Origin of the sequence: Croceitalea sp. MTPC6 (assembly GCF_036985525.1) — a bacterium.
GTDB lineage: Bacteria > Bacteroidota > Bacteroidia > Flavobacteriales > Flavobacteriaceae > Croceitalea.
The window spans coordinates 16359-37015 of sequence record NZ_BTGR01000014.1; the positions used below are offsets into that span (position 1 = coordinate 16359).

A 20657-nucleotide genomic window follows, 5' to 3' on the forward strand; every position below is an offset into this window, starting at 1 on the left:
GCCAAATCCATTATTTAAACTACTTAAACAATGTAGTTAAAGCTGATTAAAAAGTTCCCTAAATAAGTATTAACCTTAAAATCTTTAATTATGGAAAAAAAATTACTATTATTTTCTTTATTGCTCATTTTGCCTTTCATGGCAATAGCACAGAGCGAAAATCCTATACCGCAGCTTTTTGAAGTGGTAGGCCAAGATGTATCTAATTCGGGTAAATCCGTACAGGCGCTTTCGGGCAAGATGTCCGAACGGGCTAGCAACCCTATGTTCATTGAAATCAGAAAGGTCAAGTTTCCAAACTTGAAGAAGCTTGCGGATGAAAAAAGAATGAACGAGAAAAGTCCGGCATACTTCCAGTTTTCCATACCAAAAGGAAAAAAGGCAGGTACAGGAATGATACTGGCCGTACCTAAGCATATCGAAGTAGATGACGATGGTAACTATACCTACAATGCAGAGCTTTTGTACAAAAAAGATCTACAGGGAGATTTGACCCTTATCCATCAGGACGGTAAAAATTTTGGTAGTATGACCATTGGTGAACGTTCCTTTAAAATTGAACATGTTGATGGCGAAGGCGAGTTTTTGATTGAATTTGACACGAAAAAGTTGATCGCGAAAGGCTCTTGTGCTGCTGAAATGGGAACAGGTAAATCATTGGAGAGCCTGAACAAAACGGCCAATAAAATATTATCGGCCAGAAGTAATAATAACGGAGCCTGTGTTGTCAGGGTGTTGACGTTATTTACAGATGCCGCCAACAATGTTTCAAATCCAAATCAATTTGCTGCCACGGCTATATCAGAACTGAATCAAGCACTACGTAACTCGACGATAAACAGTAATCAATTGAGTTTTGTAAATGCGGGGGTACAGCGATTGGCCACTCTTGGAAATACCGGCAACGTATTGACTGATAATACCAATGCGCAGACCAATAACCAAATTATCACTTTAAGAGAACAGGCAGGAGCTGATTTGGTTGTGGTTCTGATCAATAGAAATTATACCATAGTTTCAGGTGGTCAGATTATTGGGATAAATGGTATTGCTCCATTGGATGAATATGCGGACGAGGATTTAGGCTATGTTGCAATGGTAGAGGCAGATGTTAGCACAAAGGTATTCGGCCATGAAACCGGGCACATGTTCGGGGGGCGACATGAAACAGATACAAGGACAGGAACCAACTTGCCGAATAATTTGTCAGAGACGGCGAAAGGGCATCAATGGTACAAGCGAAACTGTTTTTTCTGTCAAAAACTATATCGCAAAAGTGTGGTTGCCGACGGTGGTACCGATGGGCTTCCAAGGCTCTATTTCTCTAATCCGAACGTTACCGAGGAAAGCCAATCAAGAGGGCCAACAGGAACGACCGCAAGGAATAATTTTCAGCAGATGCTCAATGCCCGTGGTGTAGTTTCGGACTATAATGACTTTGAGCCCTTGATAGTAGGTATCGGGGGGCCTTTTACGGTACAGGTAGGAAGCCAATATACCATGACATCCTCAGTACAGAACTGCGGGGGAACCCCAACATATCGATGGGAACGTAGTGAGGATGGATTCAACTATTATCAGGTAGGAACAGCAAGTACCTATTCCACATTTGCGCTACCATTGAACGGGAATTTGGTATATTTCAGATTAAGGGTGACCTGTGACGGGCAGACCGTCACTAGAACAAGAACGGTGTTCATAGAGGGCGGTCCAGGTGGCCCCTTCTTTGCTAAAGCGGAACTTCCAGAATCGGATAACGAAATTTCGAATTCTGCCGTGTATCCAGTTCCGGCATCTTCAGAGCTTAATGTATTGCTTACATCTGATACTGACCAAGAGGTTACTGTCAAATTGTTCGGAATAGCACCATTTTCTTACGAAAAAAGATTGTTTAAAGGAAAAATCAGAGAAGGAGAAAACTCCTTGTTGTTTGACGTTACCAGTATACCACAGGGGATTTACCAATTAATGGTTCATTCTAATAGCGGTGTGATGTTTGAAAAGCGAGTGCTTATTTCTAGATAAGTTCACAGATTAAAACGGGCAAACCCCATTTGCCCGTTTTTATAATTCTAGTTGGTTATAAAAATTTTTAATCAGTATCTTGTAATAATGAATAAAACCCGATTCTTTCCTTTTTTATTGGCATTGGTTACAACTATCCTTATTTCTTGCAGTAAGGATGAAGAACCGCCGTGCAAGGACATAGAGCCTTTGGGGCTACTTGAGACACAGATTAGCGACAATACCATATATGACGGAAAATCGACATCCTATCTAAAATTAGAAGAAGGCCCGATAGGCATCAACAGTTATGTTCTGGATGATTTATGTTTAATTAGGGCCTCCATCGGTATGTTGGTAAACAGCACATTGGAAAGGCAAACATTCGTTAAAGTGGTACCAAACCAGTTAAACACCCCCACCTTCTCTTTCTTCCAAGTCGAGGAGGATGCTATTTTGGGCAAATGGGACATAATCGAAAACGAGGATAATTGGATAGAGCTTGAAGAAATTACGGATGAAATTATAAAAGGTAGGTTCCAAGCCACTATTTTAGTGGCTGAGAACCAAAATCAATTTTATACGCTCAACGATACTTTGAGGTTCGATAACGTATATTTTGAAGCTCCTTTTGATGAATTTAATATGCCGTAGGAAAACAAAATGATTTAGCGGTTACTTCTTTTGATGGTTCTTGATACTGTACGTTACCACGCCCCAAATTACCAAGATGGTTTCCCCTTCGATAACGATGGGTTTGTAATTGGGATTCTCCGGCAATAGGGTAACTTTTTCCTTTTCCTTTTTGATGCGCTTTACGGTAAACTCTCCCTCTACAAAACAGACCGCAATACAGCCATCGTACGGCTCGATACTCCTATCGATTACAAGTAAATCCCCATCGTAAAGCCCTGCGCCCTCCATAGAATTACCGTTGACCCTTGCGTAAAATGTTGCCTCGGTATCGCCCACCAATTCGTTATCAAGTGAAATCCTATTTTCGAGAAAATCATCCGCTGGGGATGGAAACCCTGCGGAAATACCACCGTCGAAATAGGGAAGCCCTTCGGGGTTCCCGTGTTTTGGTATAAAAAATTCTATTTTTTCCTTTTGTGTCAATCGCATTTTACGGTTATTATCTGGTCGATTTTACTGGTGTATTTCGGGGAAAGTCGGTTACGGTTCATCTTCCATTTCCTCCGCAAGTCCATTCCTCCGAATTTAACACAATCGTACCCATTTAGCAAGTTGATCCTATCTATGGCCTTCATTATCGGTAAATGTCTCGGGTCGCTGTTTTCAAAAAGGCTGAATTGCTTTTCAAGGGTGGGGGATAAGCCCATGACCATGATGCCCGCTTTCTTGTAATGGTAGCCCTCCTTATAAATCGATTTAAGCCCCTTTAAGGCGTGTTGGGTAATCTCGATAGTGGAATTGGTCGGGTAGGGGAGTTTAACGCATACGGAACGTCCGTACTGCTTCAAATCGGTTCTAAACGGGTTGCTCCGAAGGAAAACCATTATTATAGTACAGTCCGATCCCTGCCGTCGAAGTTTACGGGCGCAAACTCCCGAAAACGTACGGATGCGCTCGGCAATATCATCGTAGCGTGTGTACATCTTCGGAAAGGAACGGGTACAGGCAATTCCTTTTTTGTTCTGTACCTGTTCCATCTGTATCGATGGTTTTCCCATCAAATCGTGTTTTAGCCGTAACCCTACGATGGTCATTTTGTCCCGGACAAAATCATCGGGAAGCTGTGCGAACTCCAAGGCGGTATGAACGCTGTGCATTTGTAGCATTTTCGCATACCTTGAACCGATTCCCCAAACGTCGGGTACCTTTATCCAGTTAAGTACCTTCTTCCGTTTTTCCTCGGTATCGATGATATAGACCCCTTGGGTTCTTTCGGGAAACTTCTTGGCGACCCTGTTGGCGGTCTTGGCCAAAGCCTTGCTTTTGGCAATGCCAATACTGACGGGGATTCCCGTTGCTCGGAAAACATATTTTTTTATCTCCCGTGCATAGGATTCAAGGTCAAAAAAACAATCGAAGCCCTCAAATAACAAAAAAGCTTCATCGATACTGTAGATTTCGATATCGGGTGTATACCGTGATAGGATATTCATGACCCTTTGGGACATATCCCCATAGAGGGAATAATTTGAGCTAAAGACTTTCACGCCCTTTTCGGCAAATAGCTTCTTGTATTCAAAATAGGGTGCGCCCATTGGAATCCCCAAGGCTTTCGCCTCGTTGCTTCGAGCAATGGCGCAACCATCATTGTTCGACAAAACGACAATGGGCAAACCATTTAGTGAGGGGTTAAAAACCCGCTCGCAAGAAGCATAAAAATTATTGCAATCGATAAGGGCGTACATCAAAAAAATATAGGAATGTAAAGTTACACCTTAAGAAGGTAAATATAAAAGCGATTTGGATGGCGCAAGGTTTCGACGATTGAAATAAAAACATCTACAATTTAACTTCCGGATTTCAAGGAAATATTTCTGCAGAAAGCAGAAATGTAGACGATTTTAACCTTGAGTGGTGGATCCAGCTCGGCCGGCCACATCAAAAATGTAGATGTTTATATGGGAATGCCCAAAAAATATTCAGGATTAACGGCTTTGCCGTGCTTCCTTACTTCGTAGTGAATATGGGGGCCAGTACTCTTTCCTGTACTGCCTACAAAACCAATTATATCGCCTTTCTTGACCTTCATTCCCTTTTTAACGATGAAGGTATACATATGCGTGTAACGGGTTGAAAACCCATTGGAATGAGTAATACGTACTTCGTTACCGTAGCCATCCTTTGATTTGTTAGCAAGAGTAACGGTTCCGTCCGCTGCTGCATGAATAGCGGTTCCTGTTTCTGCCGTTATGTCTATTCCAAGGTGGGGCTTGTTTTTCTTTTCTATTGGATGGAATCGGTCGCCGAACCCATCGGAAACCCTTTTTTCGTTTTTAGGGTTCAGTGGGTGTATTGTTGGAATGCTGTCGAACAAAACCATAAAATAAGCCTTGTCAGGTTTTACCATTTCAAACAAGAGGGCAAGTTCATTGCCGTCCGCCGCTTCTTTTAAATAGAGCTTTACGTGCTTTACCAAATCAGCACTAGGCTCTTTTTTTTCATTTGTTTGAGCTTGGATGAAACATACTGAAAAAAGAAAAAAAAGTGTAGACCCTAGAAATAGGCTATATGAGTTGCTATAAATCATCATGCCGTTTTTCTGGTTTTCTGCGTTCAAAACGAAAGGAGGTTTTTAAAGTCTTTCCCTTGTGGTTTTAACAATGTCCGTTCCCCCACCGCTTGTAATATATCTAAATTCCCCTGCTCCGTTAGGCAATGAGGTTAAGGGGTTTTCTCTTATGCCGCTTTCTAGTTCTATAAGAACGTTAATATTGGCATTCGTATAGTAGTCAAACCTAAATATTGCATCAAAGAGATTAAGTTCTGATTTTCCGGACCTCATTACATTAAGATAATCAACCTCGTTGGCCCCTGCATCATAATAGAACTGAAAAGAGTAGAAAAACACATTGAATCCGTTATCTACCTTAATTGTTAAGTAGTTCATTCCATCGTTGAAGTTGTCAATCGTCAAGTCAAAACTGTTGTCTCCTGTAACGGTTGAGCTCAAAACATCGGTTTGCCCTATTGTAGCGGAAACATTGTTTTCTAAAATAAAAGTGCCTTGACAACAACTTATGTTGGGGGCGAATGATGAAATGGTATAAGACGGAAAATCCGTATCAATGATGCTGAAGGAAAATTCCAATGCGCTACTGGTTCTCGACACCAAGTTATATTCAATATCGAAGCTTTCTATCGGTTGCGCATCTTTGTCGTCGCAACTATACAGTCCAATAATTAAAAGAATAAACAAATATTTTTTCATTGCGTTTTGGGTTTTTAGATTAATATTTAAAAACAATAATTATGCCAAATATGCATATTTGGCATAATTATAAATCAATCTCTATAAAGTATATCCTTTGTTATACTTGTTGAAGAATTGCGAACAGTAAATCGGACCAATAGTTCCGCTCCGGTATAGTCGTAGGTTCTATCATCATATTGCAAATCGATATAGAGGGTAAATTCAGAATTATTCGGTATGGGTTCCCATATGTTTATGATGTCCTGTCCCGTTGCTCCGCCATTAAGTTTTAATTCCTTAACCACAATTGCCCTATTGTCGGCCCCTACGGTTGAGCTAACGACTTCCGCACGGATTTCTAAAGGGTCGTATTCGGCCGCTGTCCTAAATATATTTCCGTTATAGGTAATTGTGTTCCTAAAATTGGTGATATTGTCTACAACATCAGAAGGTTGCCAAAAAACTTCAACTATTTCAGGATTTTCCCTAAAGACTATCCTTGCGTCGTCCGATACAACCTGTGAGGAAGAAGAAGTTACTTGAAAATCAAGGGTTTTACTCCCTCCGTCGATGCCAGTAAAACTACCGGAACTCGCCCCTGAGCTTATTGTAAATGTATTACCTGGCTGAATAGTGGTACCGTTGAACTGGAAGGTTCCTAATCCCTGTGTAAGTGTGTAAAGAGCTGTATAGGTATCAACTCCGGAAACACTTTCTGCTATATTAAAGTTGATTGGAACGGTAGTATTGTAATCAGCTGTGTTAACTTGTGGACTCGCCGTAAATGTGAAAATATTAGAGGTAAAATTAAAATCAGCTGAATCGGTTTCTGAATCCCCCGAACTGCTTGTAACCGTAAAATCCAATGATTGAGAGCCTGTTTCTAGGGATGAATAGGTGGCTGATGAAGTGCCTGGGGTTATAGTGAATGTTTGTCCCGGACTAATCGCAACACCATTGAAAATAAAGGTTCCATTATTATCGTTAGTATAACTTGCCGTATAAGTGTCAACTCCTGAGATTGTTTCCGTAAGATTAAAGGATATACCAGAGGTTTGGCCTACGGTAAGATTAGGTATTTGCGATGTAGCTGTAAACCCAAAAGTATTTCCGATATAATTTATCTCGGCTCCGTCGCTTTTGTTGGTTCCGCTAGAACTTGTAACACTAAAGTCAACATCATGTCTTCCCGATGTGGTTCCTGTATAGGATGCCGAACTATTCCCGGCAACTATTGTAAAGCTAACGCCTGGCTGAATAGTGTTCCCGTTATATCTAAGAGTTCCATTATTATTCGTAGTATATACTGCCGTATAGGTGTCGATTCCCGAAACCGATTCTTGAATATTAAGATTAATCCCTACAGATTCCCCAATGTTTGCATCGGCTTGGGCTTCTGTTGCCGTAAAAGTGAAGTCCGTAGAAACAACATTCACTACAACAACCTTTTCCTTGGTCACGCCCGAATTATCCCTAACCTGGACGATTATAGCGTGTGCACCTTCGGCTGATGGGTTATATGTCCAAGAAGTGGATCCTGCGCTAATGGGCGTGAAAATTCCGGCCTGAACATTTCCACCCGGACCAGAAAACGTTCCCGTTCCACCTGTAACGGAATATGAAAGCTCATATGATGCTGAAGGGTTGGAAACAACCTGGTTGATGTCTATATTGATGCTTGAAGTTTGAGAAGCAAAAATCTCGCTTGGTGTCGCCGCTGCACTAAGAACGAAATCGGAATTGATTACATTGAAAGTTGACGAATCGGTCCTTACAACTCCGTTGGAATCTACAACCGTAAAATCCAGTTGATAATTTCCCGTTCTTGTGGGATTGTATATAGCAACAAACGAACCCTCCTGAACGGTAATAGTTTGACCGGGACTATAGGAAACGCCCCCTATTGATAAAGTACCGTTACTGGAACTGTCATAAGTCATGGTATAACTTGTACCATTATTTGTTGTTCCTGGCACAATATTGATGTTTATATTATTGTTTTGACCAAGGCCGATTTCCCCATTGGCTTCCGTTGCCGAAAATTGGAAATTGGTGTTTGTTACAACAAACGAAGTCGGTGCTTGTAATGTTTGGCCGTTGGAATCCCTAAGGGTAAACGTAAGGGTATAATTGCCTGGTAGGTCGGGCAAGAAACTAAAAGTTCTGCTGCCCGGGGTTGTGGTTATAAATGTTGATGAAGAAATTGTGTTCCCTCCCTCCGTCAATGTTCCCGTTCCCCCAGTAACAAAATAACTCATTTCGTAGGTAAGATTACTGGCGTTTCCTTGCTCGCCAAGGTTAACGCTAATAGTGTTGGTTCCCCCAACTATCATTTCTGAATTTGTCGCGGCGGCTGTAAAGTTCAATTGGGCGTTTGTTGCCATAAGTGAAACCTCACTACTTACAGACTGACCGTAGGTGTCTGTGGCTTGAAACAACAAACGATGTTCGCCCAAGGTAAAGGGTGTATAGGACAATTTGAAAACCCCTGGGGTTACATCATAGGCGGTATTGGGTGGTATTATAATATCATCCAGGTCTTTCAACTCGCCGTTCCCGCCCTCTTGCGCAAAACTAATGTTGTATTCAACATTACTGTCTTCGGTTGCGTTTGTAGATAGGGATAGGGACAATTCAATTGGCTGGTTAATTCCCGTGGAAGTTCCTACCGCTTGCCCTGAAAAAGAAAAAGGGATGCTCGTGACTTCAACTAAAATACTGTCTCTTTTAACTTGGTTGTTTGAATCGGAAACATCAAAATAAAGTTTCTTTATCCCCAAAACGTTAGAGTTGAATTTATAGCTATAGTTCCCAGGCTCCAAAGGTCTGGACTGCCCTGCTGTTTGAGCTTCCCCATTTTCATTTACGAGTGTTCCTATTCCTTCGGAGTCGGGCGCATAAAAGAACGAAAGCCTATAGTCTATTTCTTCGCTATCATCGGAAGATTGAAGGCTTAGGGAAACGTCTATATCCTCTCCAATGGAAACTTTGTCCGATGGTATGGAGGCCAATAAAAAGAATTGCACGTTTTCGACGGGAACAATAATTTGTTGTTCCCTGACCGCCCCATCGGGCGCAATTGCAATAAGTGTGATTATGTGCTCTCCTAAAGTTGAAGGAATGTATTCAAACTCCAAGGTTCCTTCTTCGATGGTCGCTTTTTGCCCTGGCTCATAATCCTCTCCATTGATTACGAAAACACCCGTTCCCCCTTCTACGGTAAAAGACAGGGTGTAGCTTGCGTCAATATCGTTTACCGAAAGAGTTTCGTACAATTCTGTGTTGCTTTCCGAAACAACTGTAAGGTTTAGGTCGTTCGTTTGGTTTACGATAAAAGTATTTGCTCCTTGATTGAAAAGTACTGTAAAGGGTGCAAAATCTATTTCGTAAGTGATAGTTTCCTCCTTTTCGTTTCCCTTCTGGTCTTTGGCTTTCAGCTTTAGAACGTGGGTTCCCGTTGTCGTTGGAATATAATTAAGTTTCCAAAGAAGCTCGGGTAATTCCAATTCGGTCTGTTCGGGCAGTACTTCGCCATTTTCCATTTGAAAAAAGCCCTCTCCTTCATCTATCGAATAGCTAAAATTAAAGCGTGTGGTGGTAATCGTCCTTTCGGGAACTACCCTGAAATCAGCTTCGGAACCTTCAAAGATAAATCCCGAATCGCTTGTAATAACCGTAAAATTAAAATCGAAGCTATCTATTAATGCATCCTCGAAGTCTTTGCTGCATGCCAAGAGGACCAAAAAGGCCATTAGCCAATAGTATTTCTTTTTCATAATGTGGGGTGTTCATAATTATTAAAATAAATAGTATCTCAAACCCGCCCCTACAAATGGGTAGAACTGACCAATATCGCTATTGACCTGATACTGTTCTACCGCTTTGAGTGTGAGGGAAAAATTTTCTTTGATTCCGTATTCTACCTCTAAGCCTGCAAAAGCCCCGTAAATCAATTGGGATTTTGCGTCTAGGATAGCACCGGACGGCAATTCGTTGCTTCCATTATTAATTACTTCGTAACCAACAATAGCGCCGCCCCCTATGTTCAATGTAATGGGCTTTCTGCTATTTGACGATATCAGTTTTCTAAAATAGCCAGGATTAAAAGTGAATATATTATAGGGGATTTCCTCTGCGGTTGATTTATCGTTGCTGATTCCAACAAATACACCGAATTGTAAATGCGAGCGCCTATCAAGATGGTGGTTATAATTGATATAGCCCCCGAAACCGTCCTCGACATACCCACCAGATAGCTCGACCGATGATGCATATGCCTGAGCGTTTGCAAAATGGCATCCAAAAATTAATAATCCTATTGTAAAAATGTTCTTCATATCAAAAGCGTTTTGGCCTATTGACCATTTGATTGTCCGACATTAGGGTAATGTTTCTGTTTCCGTTTAATTCGTCCAAATCTATTTTAAAGACTTTGTTCCTGTCCAAAGTGAATTTATCGAACACAACAAAAAAGTGATTTTTTGAAAAACCCTTGACCTTCTTGGGAACCTTATACCTGAAAATTGGCGGTATCTCAGTGCTCTGGTTGCTACTGGCTTTTTTGTAGTTGGTGGCTATTGAGAATTTTATAAAGTTTACATCATAATCAATAGGTTCTTGATTATCGATGATTACCTGAAAATAAAGCTCGTTTTTATTGTAATAAATACCCCCCACGCGAAGGAATACGTTCCCCGCCTTTTCAAAATGCCTTAACAAAAAAGACTTGTTGAATTGATTGTAATAGCACATGCTCTTGAAATATTCGGTTCTGTTGTTCTCGTAAAGTTCTTCCGTTGCTATGGTGGGTTCTTCCTCTTCTGGTTCAATCTTTACATTACTTAAATCTATCTCGGCTTCACTAGAATATTTATGCATTTCATTTTCAACAACAATGGGCCCTTTGTCATTGGTGCTTTCTGTTCTAAGGCTAAATGATCTATTATTGTTTTGAATGTTGTATGTCAGTTTTGATGGTTTGTCCGACTTGGATAGAATAAACTCATAAAAAGATCCACTTTCTGTAATGGCCACAAGGTTCGTATAGGCGTTCTTTTCTTTGCCCATCTTATTATAGGAAACCTTCAAAATTCTTTTACCGTAATCGGTTTCCCTACTGTGCTGCTCCAATACAAAACTGAGGTCGTTGCCCAAAATGGTTTCCGTAACTGGTTCGGGAAAAATCATAATGGTTTTGTACATTTTTGCAACCTGAATAGTGTCTTGTCCGAAGAAACAAGCGGGCACAATAAAAATGAATATGTTGAAAATCTTTTTTGCCATATTTTAATTTGTTATTGGGGAAACAAGTACTTGGTGGTCATTGACCAATAAAATTTTATCCCTCTCCTTATATCTTCTTTTTCTGAAAAAATTACCAAATGCACGTATTGCGGTTCCCACTATTGGCACGGTTACTTCCTGTGAAATTTCTTGACCGATATCCTGAACCCCGTCCTCCTGAACCTCGGACTGAAACTCCCTCCATAATTCTCCGGCTCTTTTGTTGTAAAGCCCAACCCCACCATCGTCAATATCCCTAATTTCCAGACTTAAAGGAACGTGGTTGATATTATCAACATTGAGCAGCACCCTAGATTTATTAATGTTGGCTGTTGCGTAAACCGTTGTGTTCCTTTTGAATAATTTTCCATTAAGTTCTACATCCTCGTTTAGCAACAATTTAACTCGGTCACCCGGTAAAATAAATTGATCCCTATAAATAGAAGCCCTAAAAGGTTCAAGCGCACCGTTGCTAGTTATTTCTGCCCTTGTGTTACCAGATGTCATTTCCTCTTTTGATTGCTTTAACAACTCATAGTAATCAAGTTCAGCTTGCAGGGCTTCCATTTCAAGCTGTTCCTTGGTTTTTTGTTTTGGCTCCCTAGCTGTTTTTGATTGTGTATTTGCGCTCTGATTTCCGTTTCCAGAATTAGAATCGTTAGATTGGAAATTTCTGCGTTTTTCCTCCATGAGTGCAATTTGCCTTTGAAGCTCCTTAACTCTTTCGTCCTCCTCTTGGGCGTACACATCAGAATCAGAATTGTCCTTATCGTCTTTAAACAGGCTATTGTCAAATTTTAATTCGAGACTGCTCTCTTTTTCTTCCTTAAGCTCATATGCCTCTAATTTGGAATTATAATTTTCGGTTGATTTATTGGCATCGGGGAACTCTAAAATTTCCGTTGATTTTCCCTTTGCTTCTTCTTCTGAAGGTTTGAAAACCCCATATCCGATAAAGACAGCGCAACCTAACATCATCAAAGAGACAATGATTTGCGGGGCTTCAAGCTGTTTGATTTTTTCGATAAAGTTCTCCATCTATATCAGTTTAATTCTTTTTTGGTCACTTCTCTATATCCGGTAATCATATAGCCCCAAGGGTTCTTGGGATAATTGGCTTTTACTGTAATCAATTTACCCTGAGCTACCAGTTCGTACCTTTTGGGGTCTTCTTGATTAGGTCTTTGAATGGAAACAATGGCTTTCATCTGAAACGCATTGTTTTTTCCGAAAACAATATCAATATCCTCAATATATTGGACGGACGATGTTCTTATCATCCTATTATAATGCCCTATCTGCTGATATTCTTTATAAAGGTTTTTTCCACTATCGTCGATTAACCATAAAGAGTTTTCAATTTGTTTTTTATAGTTGTATTGGTCTACATTATAGAAATAGCTGGCCCATAGTTGTATAGAGCCTTTTCGGTAAATCTCAACTAGATTTTCCTTCTCTATTAATTCCAAGGGCATCAACTCCTTGGTTTCTGAAATTCCATATACATACCTATCATGTTTCATGTGCATGAAATACACCAAAAAGACAGATATCAGGGAAACAATTCCCGAAACCACGACCGCAACAAGGGTTGTGTTCCTGTTCTTCTTCAAAGCCGTATATATATCTACCTTTTCATTTTTCATTTATGCAAATACTTTATATATAAGTTCGGTTGATTTTTTGAACAAACGAAGCTTCAACCAAAGCGATATGCCGACCGCAACCATTGCGCCCACAAGAAATAAGCCAGAAAGCTGAACGGGTGCTGCGCTAATAAAGCCTTGGGATAGGCTGTCGTAAATTTCATTTGTTATATAAATGACTAAAAAATAGGGAATGATTAACAAATAAAAAGCCGCATATAGCTTTAACCACTTGAACATTAAGTCCCTTAATTTTTCAAAAACGGCAAGGGCAAAAACGAACGGACCGACTAGCCTCAAAACAGTAAGCGCAAAAAATCTTTCAACCAAGAAAATACCATACACCACATTATCAACTATCCATAGAACAAAGTACAGTGCTTTAGCTATAAGGAAATATGGATATTTGAGCACGAGCGAAACATCTGTAAAAGTCTCTATTAGTTTGGCTGTCCAACTTTGTTCTTCCTCGACCGCTTGGTCGGGCTCTAATTCGATTAGAGAGGCAACCAAAGGATTGTAGTCGTCAATCATATTATTAAGGGGAACGAATAAATTTTCAAAAAGAATCAATAATTGGTCAAAGCCGGCAATTACAATGATTATCATAAATGCCGTTACTGTTTTGGAGAAATTAAAAGGCAAGTCCATCACTCCCCAATCCTTGGCGATGTTGTCCAAAAAGCTCCCGTAAAGGTTAAGGAGGAAGAACGCTATCGCCAAAAACTTGACGCTGTAATTTACCCATCGAAATGATGATGATGTGCCTATTCCGTCAAAAACGGATTTAATCAATTCATATCCAAAGTCAATCATTATTTTTTAAATAGTTTGTTTAGACTTCTAGTTTCTGCAAACATCCAGTATTTCTTTGCTAGTGCATTATTTGCAGCTATTCTAACCTTCATGTCGTTTTTCAAATTTTTGATGAACTCTAGGCGTTCTGAATCTTTCATCTTAAAAAGATTATTGGTAAGAATCTTGTCCACTCCTTCTAAAGATTTGATCGCGCCATCAAAAAGATTGTTGTACGAGTTATACATTTTTGTTGTTTCTTTCGGTTTCAGCATTCCTGTTTTGACAACCTTATTTATGTTGTTCGTGGAACTCTCGATTAGATATTTCTGCATTTCATAAATCTCCTGAATATCATTAATATCCCTGACTGCATTATTTACGGTTGTAAGTACCTTTTTTGCATCTTTTAATAGCTTTACGGTTTCAAGACCTTGCTTTACTTGTTTAGCTCCTTGGGCAATGGTCTGAACCAAACTAGAGTTGGCTGCCGCATCGGTAACGGGTATTTGCGCATGGCAAAAACCTATGGCCAAAAATGAAATCAATAGAAGTGTTTTTCGTATCATATCAATAGTGTTTCATGTGTTCTTTAATCGTTTTTTCCATATCTCCGTACTTTTCGTACAACTGCATGATTTCCTCATATTCCGCACCGTCGGTTTGATACAGTTTTAAAACTTCTGGCGGTAGCTCTAACCTTAACGGCCATATTTCCGAACCTATAATTAGTGCAAACTCAGTATAGTTTTTATCCCCGTCCCTAATACTTGTCAGCGACTTTAGAATATTATGCTGATGCTCACTTAGATTGAAGCGCTCAACCAAAGGCGCATATCCTTTCTCATTGAAAAGGACGTAGACAACCTGTGTATTGTCTATCATTGCGTTTGTATCGTCCCCGATTGGTAATTGTGCAGGGCTTTGAAGTGAAGAACCTACGGCTGCGTTTTGCTTTCGTATGGCTTGATAAAAGAAAACAACGGTATCTCGAATTGACTTGTATTTTATGAATTTAGCAAGCTCGTCATAAAATATTACGCCTGGTACCGATTTGTTTTCCCAAACAAGTTTCTTGACCGCCTGAGAACCCATTAACATAAGAATAGAGAGGGCTACGGGGTCGTCCTGCGCTTTATCAAACTCGAATACTATATAATCTTTTTCGTCTATTAAGTGGCTCGAATCATCTTCACCTCCAAACAAGTAAGAATACTGCCCTTCTCCTACGTATTTTGAACATAGAAAAAGAAAGTTATCCATATCGAAAAAACGGGATTCAATCTTAAGAAAGTCTATAAGTTTTTCTTTGTTTTGCTTGACAAACAAATAAAATGATGGGTAACTATGACCGGAAATTACCTCCTTGAAATATGTTTCGATAAGTCTCGATAAAGATGTTTGGATATTATCGGACATATCTTCCTCCGGAAGCCACAATTTAAAAACAAAACTGGATAGGTCTTTTAGTTGTTGGGCATCTAAAGAACCGCTTATTTTAAATGGATTTAGAGGAAGTGGCTTGCCTGGCTCAAAAGAAAAGAAAAGGGATTTTTCTTTTGGCAACAATAATGCAAGTTTTTTAAAACTACCGCCTATATCGAATATCACGTTTCTATAGCCGGATTCATTGAACTGCCTTATGATGTGTTGTGCGAGAACGGACTTACCCTCTCCGGTTGGTCCATACATTGTAAAGTTCCACGCCTTTATCCTTTTTTTTTCATAGTCCCTTACGTCTCTAATGGTTGGAATATTATAAAGACGGTCTGAAAATGCAACACCTTCGTTATCGTTCTTGTAGGTTGTTACATTTAGAAATAGGGCAAGATTGATTTCAAGCTCGCTATCGTACATTCTGTGCCTGCTCAAACTACCGGATAAAGCAGGGAAAGAATTCATGTAGATTTCCTTTAACCGTTTTCTGGATGGGTAAATGGGTTTAAAATCATGTGTTTTGAATATGGTTTCAATCTGTCTGGCGCATTTTGTAAACTCGATATCAGAATCGGCATAAAAAATTATGTTTGTGTGCCCTTGGGTCAAAATTCTCATTTCATCTTGCCCAAGCTCGGTAACATAATCACTAAGGATTTTCCCTTTTTCCTCGTTTTCAATATCAAAGCCCCTTGAACCTTTCAGTTTTCGACTAGTCTCTTTAAGCTTCTCTTTTTTTAGTGTATGGTCTTCCAAATAAATGATTTGGTTGTAGATATGATCATGGGGCAATCTAAAACCGAAATCATCTGCCAGACCTTTATGGAACTTATATTTTTTGCTGCTATAAGCAGGGTCTATTTTGCTTATATCAACATAGTCAGGAAACTGTTTGATGTTGTCAAGGGAATAAGAGCCTACTAGTTTTCCCCCAACGTCAATAGCGGATTTCTTGTTGCTTTTGGCCTTCATGTCGGTACTCAAATAAACATCGGGCTGAAATGCATTGAAGTAATTTTCCTGTAACGCATAAATCTCGTCTGCGGACATTGGAACAGCCTTGATGTGCTTTGATGTATTTATAAAATCGATAGCTTTACTTGCATCCTCTAAAAAATGGTTGTCCCGTTCAAATTCAAGCAAAAGCTTGTCTATGTTTGGAAGTTTCTTAAATGGGTTGTGAATACTCGAATTTTTAAGGAACGTACCGCCCCTATTGCCTATAAAAAGAAATGGATAATGCGTGAAGTGTTCACGTCCATTAAAATAATCTCTAGTCGTTCGTTGGATGAATGTATCGTTGGGCAATAATTGTCCGTCGTATCTTTCTTTAAGAAAAATATCCATTTTATGGACAAAGGAATATTTTGGTAGGAATCTTAAAGTCCTGAACCAATGTTCGTGCATTTGGTTATAGTCCTCTTTAGAAAGCGTAAAGACCTCTGGCAACTGTAGGCTATACCCACATACCACATCGCCGTTACTGCTTAGAAAGCTGTTCCCATCAACTCTTAGTGTCGGTGGGTTCTTGGACAAAAATGCATTCTCCATCTTTTAATTTGTACAGGTCGTTTTCAAATTCATTAGGTATTTTCCCAAAACTCAATGATTCAATAGTACCGGAGTTGTCCAGGTATCTAATAACCATATAGGAAATTGTTAAAGCAACTATGAAAAGAAAAAAACTGCGACCACTAAAACTACCGACCAGTAATAGCGATAATATGATAGCAGTTAAAATAAAGGCAAGGAAATAATTAAAGCTGAGTTTGAACAATACAGCTTTAGAATTTACATTTTTCTCTACCCTTAAACGTTCCTTCATAAATCCATTGTTAGAAGCTTAACGAAAGGATAAATGTTACGATTGCCGATATTATACCTATTACGGCTGCCCACAATAATAGCCCTCTAAAGAAGCCCATATAATCCCTGTTCTCCCCAAAAAGTTTACCCATATTGGCAAGGGCAGAAATAAGGAAGATGGCAGCAATAATAAAGGGTGCGGCTTCCGATACATCGTCCCAAAAGGTTTCAGCTGTTTCAGAAATATTAAGGTCTTGTGCGCTAGCGGTTGCGATAAATCCAAAAAGGAAAATAAACGTACTTAAAACTTTTCTTTTCATAATGTGTTCTTGTTGTATTTAGTAAAGTTTCGACTCAAATATATGCAAATATTGCATATTTAAAGTTATAATTTCTTAGCAATCGACAAAATGCGATCATAATTTGAATTTATCTCCAAAACGCTGATTGCTCTGGTCTTTTTAAATGGTTCAATTTCAATTTTTGGCTTCTTAATTGCAACATCATGACTGTTTCCTTTATCGTCTATGATAAAAAACTGTCCTGTTCCCCTTTTGAACATTTCATAGCTTTTATGTTTCTTCTCGTCTCGTTCGGAAACACTTACCCTTCTGTCTTGGCTTTCCATAAACAAGCCCTCTTTTGTACTGAACGAGCGTTGTTTCACTTTTACCTGTTCAAAATAGGCTTCAAAAAATTTTGCCGTTTCTGGGTCGTTGGTCTTTCCAAAAAACAAGGTGGATAAGTTCGCAAGTACCTCCTTCATTTTATTAACGCCCAATTGGTTGGCTGCTTGAATCTTGTCTTGAAGCATATAAATAGTAGCGATATTAAAACTTCTCATTGTAGATGGTATTCTGGGCATCCTACTAAGTTTTAGTGTTGGCGCTTCATCAAACATTAAATAGGCAAATTCCCTGTTCCTTTTTGACATTTTCAATATAATGGCCTGAGCCGTAACCGCTAATAAAGGTTGGTAAACTTCATCATAATTCGGTGAATTGACCAGAACCACTAAACCAGGTGTTTTTTTGTTGTTGATTTCTAGCTCAAAATCATTCTTCATTGTTGTATAAAAAACGTTTGGCAAATCAAAAGCCCTAAAGGCATTTGAAAGATTTCCTTTTACACCCGCCATCTGGTCCCTAGCGCCTGCGCTATCCAAAAATGTTCCTGCCTGTCTTTTAGAATTAGGATTGCCCTCTAGAAATTCAATTAATTCGTCTATGCTCTTTTCAAGAAATATTGCTGTTAAATAAGGGAAAGAGCAATATTCTGGAAAATCTTCTTTTAGTCTAATCAATACACCCGCAATTGCCCCTTCTGCTGCGTTTTTGAAAAAAGGGCTTTTGCTATCATCATCAATAAGATTGTCTGTTAATGTCTTAGCCATTATCATAAAATCTTCGCGTTTGTTTAAAATTGCAGGGTCAAAACAATTGATGTTGCAGGAACGTGATGGATCCGAAGGATGAAACACGTGAACGGGCAAATCAGCATTTCTATAAAACCACATCACAATCTCAGTCAACTCTAAATTTTTGTAATCATAAACCAAACCTGGTACAGATTTTTTACCAAAACTGTCCAATATCCATCCGGCTCCTGATATGGTTTTACCTGAACCTGGTGCTCCCTGAATAGAAACGCCTTTAATGGTATTTACTATTGTTACGCCTTTTGTATGTGGTATTTTAACCTGAGAAATCGAGAGACTTTTTTTAAAGGTTGAACCCAATAGCTTAAACAGGGAAAAGAGAATAATGAAAGTAAGAGCTGCTGGTAAAATGTAGATTGTGAGAAATGTTACAACGTCGATACCACTAAAAAACATAATAACCATATAGTTGGCAGCAACAACAAAAACAGAAACGATAAATGCTGAAATCAAAAAGTCCTTTTTAAGTGCTACCAACCAAAAAATCAAGTACAGAACATTTGTTGTTGCAATGATAATCTGAGTAATCAAAGGGGCGTTTAGAAATTGTTCGGTATATCCCATTAGATTCCGACTGATTTTGAAATAGCCCTAGCGGCTATCGTTATTGTTTTTCTAGCAACATTAATCCCGAAAGAAACAGGGTTAGTGTAAGAGGTTTTGTCCAATGAGTTCATCACGGCTTTTATGGCCTCTTTTTCAATTCTACGTATTGCCTGTTTTGGGATATGCTTCGGATTGGTTGTTGCCATATTTAAGTTTGTCTGGAGAGTTTTATCTTTTATGCTTTCCATTAAAGCTCTCTTTACCATAATTTTTACCAATGATTTTGGGTTAGTAACTGCCGTAACTGCAAGGTTTGCACTTTTGTAATATTTGTAACTTTCATCAAAAGCCCTTTTGTAGTTGAACTTCCTATCGAACAATCTTTCCCCGGATGCAACAAATTCATCCCGATTAAATCCTTTGCTATGTTCCTGGCCGTTCAATTTGCCTTTACCAGATTTTTGGTTAGCCATTGGGCTTAATTTGAACTTTTGTTGTTTATCATAACGAGAAACAACAATATGAACATGAACATTATTTCCGGCTTTTGGATTGCCCTCTAAAATAGGGGTGTTGTTTTTGTCCCTTATATATGTTTTTTCAAGTGCTTTCACTTTTTCGGGATTGTCCATATTCTTTATGATTTCGGACCTTATTCTATTGTTTTTAATAATGGTTTCACGAAATCTTTTATCATCATATTTATACGTTCTCTCATGTTCTATTTTAGCAAAATAGACCAAATCACTTCCTTTCAAGGGTTCGCCATCTGGATACTCCCGATTAAAGTTTTTAGCATAAACATCCATCAAATCACGAACGTAACTTTTTAAGGCTGTTTCATTTGTTGAAATATGTTTCAGCTCTCGTTCCGATGGATTGACCGTCAACATATAAAACTTTGTTTCATCTTTTGATAAACGCCCCTTGTTTCCATCAATAACCCTTTCCGCAATATCGGGGGTTATATTTTCGGATTCGTGGTTAAAAAATCCTTCCTGATCCAAAATGTCAACGTTTCTATTTTCCTTATCCAAATACTGAATAAGGTTACTGGAACTACCAGTATTTTTTCCTCCATCAACTCCGATGCTATGAACCTTAATTATCATTTAGAATCCTATTTATTCTATCACAATCACGTTGTGTAATATTTGCAAAGAATTTACCAGAATTCAAGCCTGAACCTTTATTTATTTTCGACATTAAAAATTGCAATTGTTCCTCTAATAATTCAGCCCTTTTTTTGGTCGTTTCTAACTCAATTAAATCAACATTTTTTTCTTGATATTCAAACTTTTCTTCTACTGAAGAATCAGAAATATCATTATTATTTTTAAGTGAGTTTTCAGCTTCGGGAACCGTAAAATTTGGTTTAGGTGAATCCTTTGGCTGATCAGTTGCCAAACTGATAATATCCAAAGTTTCTAATCCATTAATTAAATCAACATTGCTTTTGGTTAGAGCTGTCATTTTTGAACTCATAGGAACAAAAAAATCTTGCTCCCTTTTTTTCATAAAACCAATAATTCGATTTTCTAATGCTTTCATACTATCCCCGACATTTACAGATTTTTTATTATAAATATCAAGACCGGTTTCATAAATATAATCAATAGCGGTACTTAAATAATCCTGTTGTGATTTATTCGATTCTTTAGATAAAATCGTAAGAAATGCCTTAGATGATGCATTAATTTTTACAGAAGCGGAACCCATTTTTAAATTGATTTTATTACAATAAATTAATAAAAAGTAGAATATTTAAGCATCTATTTAATTGATTAATAGCACTTTAAATAAATATTTCTACTTT

The 20657-nt window shown here is 38.7% G+C and carries 19 protein-coding genes; 2 read left to right on the forward strand and 17 right to left on the reverse strand.

The window, feature by feature from the left end:
• Nucleotides 1–90: 90 nt before the first annotated feature.
• Both AACP56_RS17325 and AACP56_RS17330 read left to right on the forward strand, forming a co-directional pair.
• Nucleotides 91–2025, forward strand: coding sequence for a zinc-dependent metalloprotease family protein (locus tag AACP56_RS17325; RefSeq protein ID WP_339338850.1), 1935 nt, complete (start codon nucleotides 91–93; stop codon nucleotides 2023–2025).
• 87 nt (nucleotides 2026–2112) lie between these two features.
• Complete coding sequence (locus AACP56_RS17330) at nucleotides 2113–2658, forward strand: hypothetical protein (RefSeq protein WP_339338848.1); 546 nt, start codon at nucleotides 2113–2115, stop codon at nucleotides 2656–2658.
• Nucleotides 2659–2679: 21 nt separating this feature from the next.
• Here the strand turns inward: AACP56_RS17330 and AACP56_RS17335 are convergent, their stop codons facing one another.
• The 17 genes from AACP56_RS17335 to AACP56_RS17415 form a co-directional block, all read right to left on the reverse strand.
• A complete protein-coding gene (locus AACP56_RS17335; protein ID WP_339338846.1) occupies nucleotides 2680–3129 on the reverse strand; it encodes a LexA family protein in 450 nt (149 codons plus the stop codon).
• A complete protein-coding gene (locus tag AACP56_RS17340) occupies nucleotides 3120–4385 on the reverse strand; it encodes a Y-family DNA polymerase (RefSeq protein ID WP_339338844.1) in 1266 nt (421 codons plus the stop codon). The genes AACP56_RS17335 and AACP56_RS17340 overlap by 10 nt, the downstream gene beginning before the upstream one ends.
• Before the next feature lie 209 nt (nucleotides 4386–4594).
• On the reverse strand, nucleotides 4595–5257 hold the full coding sequence (locus AACP56_RS17345; RefSeq protein ID WP_339338842.1) for a M23 family metallopeptidase: 663 nt from the start codon (nucleotides 5255–5257) through the stop codon (nucleotides 4595–4597).
• A gap of 15 nt (nucleotides 5258–5272) precedes the next feature.
• Nucleotides 5273–5908, reverse strand: a complete 636-nt coding sequence (locus tag AACP56_RS17350) for a hypothetical protein (RefSeq protein ID WP_339338840.1) — start codon at nucleotides 5906–5908, stop codon at nucleotides 5273–5275.
• Nucleotides 5909–5982: 74 nt separating this feature from the next.
• Nucleotides 5983–9666, reverse strand: a complete 3684-nt coding sequence (locus AACP56_RS17355; protein ID WP_339338838.1) for a TraQ conjugal transfer family protein — start codon at nucleotides 9664–9666, stop codon at nucleotides 5983–5985.
• Nucleotides 9667–9687: 21 nt separating this feature from the next.
• Nucleotides 9688–10227: a conjugal transfer protein TraO gene (locus AACP56_RS17360; protein WP_339338836.1), complete on the reverse strand. Its 540-nt coding sequence runs from the start codon at nucleotides 10225–10227 to the stop codon at nucleotides 9688–9690.
• 1 nt (nucleotide 10228) lies between these two features.
• Nucleotides 10229–11173: a DUF4138 domain-containing protein gene (locus AACP56_RS17365; RefSeq protein ID WP_339338834.1), complete on the reverse strand. Its 945-nt coding sequence runs from the start codon at nucleotides 11171–11173 to the stop codon at nucleotides 10229–10231.
• A 3-nt stretch (nucleotides 11174–11176) separates the two neighbouring features.
• Entirely contained in the window at nucleotides 11177–12211 is a 1035-nt protein-coding gene (gene traM, locus AACP56_RS17370; RefSeq protein WP_339338831.1) for a conjugative transposon protein TraM, read from the reverse strand.
• A gap of 5 nt (nucleotides 12212–12216) precedes the next feature.
• Nucleotides 12217–12819, reverse strand: coding sequence for a hypothetical protein (locus tag AACP56_RS17375; protein ID WP_339338829.1), 603 nt, complete (start codon nucleotides 12817–12819; stop codon nucleotides 12217–12219).
• Nucleotides 12820–13635, reverse strand: a complete 816-nt coding sequence (locus tag AACP56_RS17380) for a type IV secretion system protein (protein ID WP_339338827.1) — start codon at nucleotides 13633–13635, stop codon at nucleotides 12820–12822.
• Complete coding sequence (locus AACP56_RS17385; RefSeq protein ID WP_339338825.1) at nucleotides 13635–14183, reverse strand: type IV secretion system protein; 549 nt, start codon at nucleotides 14181–14183, stop codon at nucleotides 13635–13637. The genes AACP56_RS17380 and AACP56_RS17385 overlap by 1 nt, the downstream gene beginning before the upstream one ends.
• Before the next feature lies 1 nt (nucleotide 14184).
• The gene (locus tag AACP56_RS17390; protein WP_339338823.1) at nucleotides 14185–16602 is read right to left on the reverse strand and encodes a TraG/VirB4 family ATPase; all 2418 of its coding nucleotides are present in this window, start codon (nucleotides 16600–16602) and stop codon (nucleotides 14185–14187) included.
• Entirely contained in the window at nucleotides 16556–16876 is a 321-nt protein-coding gene (locus AACP56_RS17395; protein ID WP_339338821.1) for a hypothetical protein, read from the reverse strand. The genes AACP56_RS17390 and AACP56_RS17395 overlap by 47 nt, the downstream gene beginning before the upstream one ends.
• 10 nt (nucleotides 16877–16886) lie before the next feature.
• Nucleotides 16887–17177, reverse strand: a complete 291-nt coding sequence (locus AACP56_RS17400) for a hypothetical protein (RefSeq protein ID WP_339338819.1) — start codon at nucleotides 17175–17177, stop codon at nucleotides 16887–16889.
• Between the two features lie 65 nt (nucleotides 17178–17242).
• Nucleotides 17243–18859: a type IV secretory system conjugative DNA transfer family protein gene (locus AACP56_RS17405; protein ID WP_339338817.1), complete on the reverse strand. Its 1617-nt coding sequence runs from the start codon at nucleotides 18857–18859 to the stop codon at nucleotides 17243–17245.
• Entirely contained in the window at nucleotides 18859–19953 is a 1095-nt protein-coding gene (gene mobB / locus AACP56_RS17410; protein ID WP_339338815.1) for a MobB family relaxase, read from the reverse strand. The genes AACP56_RS17405 and mobB overlap by 1 nt, the downstream gene beginning before the upstream one ends.
• A complete protein-coding gene (locus AACP56_RS17415; protein ID WP_339338813.1) occupies nucleotides 19943–20560 on the reverse strand; it encodes a BfmA/BtgA family mobilization protein in 618 nt (205 codons plus the stop codon). Before AACP56_RS17415 ends, mobB begins: the two co-directional genes overlap by 11 nt.
• Between the last annotated feature and the right edge of the window lie 97 nt (nucleotides 20561–20657).

Coding starts and splice junctions, on each gene's coding strand:
- AACP56_RS17325 (WP_339338850.1), top strand. CDS start 91: ATGGAAAAAAAATTACTATTATTTTCTTTATTGCTCATTTTGCCTTTC.
- AACP56_RS17330 (WP_339338848.1), top strand. CDS start 2,113: ATGAATAAAACCCGATTCTTTCCTTTTTTATTGGCATTGGTTACAACT.
- AACP56_RS17335 (WP_339338846.1), bottom strand. CDS start 3,129: ATGCGATTGACACAAAAGGAAAAAATAGAATTTTTTATACCAAAACAC.
- AACP56_RS17340 (WP_339338844.1), bottom strand. CDS start 4,385: ATGTACGCCCTTATCGATTGCAATAATTTTTATGCTTCTTGCGAGCGG.
- AACP56_RS17350 (WP_339338840.1), bottom strand. CDS start 5,908: ATGAAAAAATATTTGTTTATTCTTTTAATTATTGGACTGTATAGTTGC.
- AACP56_RS17355 (WP_339338838.1), bottom strand. CDS start 9,666: ATGAAAAAGAAATACTATTGGCTAATGGCCTTTTTGGTCCTCTTGGCA.
- AACP56_RS17360 (WP_339338836.1), bottom strand. CDS start 10,227: ATGAAGAACATTTTTACAATAGGATTATTAATTTTTGGATGCCATTTT.
- AACP56_RS17365 (WP_339338834.1), bottom strand. CDS start 11,173: ATGGCAAAAAAGATTTTCAACATATTCATTTTTATTGTGCCCGCTTGT.
- traM (WP_339338831.1), bottom strand. CDS start 12,211: ATGGAGAACTTTATCGAAAAAATCAAACAGCTTGAAGCCCCGCAAATC.
- AACP56_RS17375 (WP_339338829.1), bottom strand. CDS start 12,819: ATGAAAAATGAAAAGGTAGATATATATACGGCTTTGAAGAAGAACAGG.
- AACP56_RS17380 (WP_339338827.1), bottom strand. CDS start 13,635: ATGATTGACTTTGGATATGAATTGATTAAATCCGTTTTTGACGGAATA.
- AACP56_RS17385 (WP_339338825.1), bottom strand. CDS start 14,183: ATGATACGAAAAACACTTCTATTGATTTCATTTTTGGCCATAGGTTTT.
- AACP56_RS17390 (WP_339338823.1), bottom strand. CDS start 16,602: ATGGAGAATGCATTTTTGTCCAAGAACCCACCGACACTAAGAGTTGAT.
- AACP56_RS17395 (WP_339338821.1), bottom strand. CDS start 16,876: ATGAAGGAACGTTTAAGGGTAGAGAAAAATGTAAATTCTAAAGCTGTA.
- AACP56_RS17400 (WP_339338819.1), bottom strand. CDS start 17,177: ATGAAAAGAAAAGTTTTAAGTACGTTTATTTTCCTTTTTGGATTTATC.
- AACP56_RS17405 (WP_339338817.1), bottom strand. CDS start 18,859: ATGGGATATACCGAACAATTTCTAAACGCCCCTTTGATTACTCAGATT.
- mobB (WP_339338815.1), bottom strand. CDS start 19,953: ATGATAATTAAGGTTCATAGCATCGGAGTTGATGGAGGAAAAAATACT.
- AACP56_RS17415 (WP_339338813.1), bottom strand. CDS start 20,560: ATGGGTTCCGCTTCTGTAAAAATTAATGCATCATCTAAGGCATTTCTT.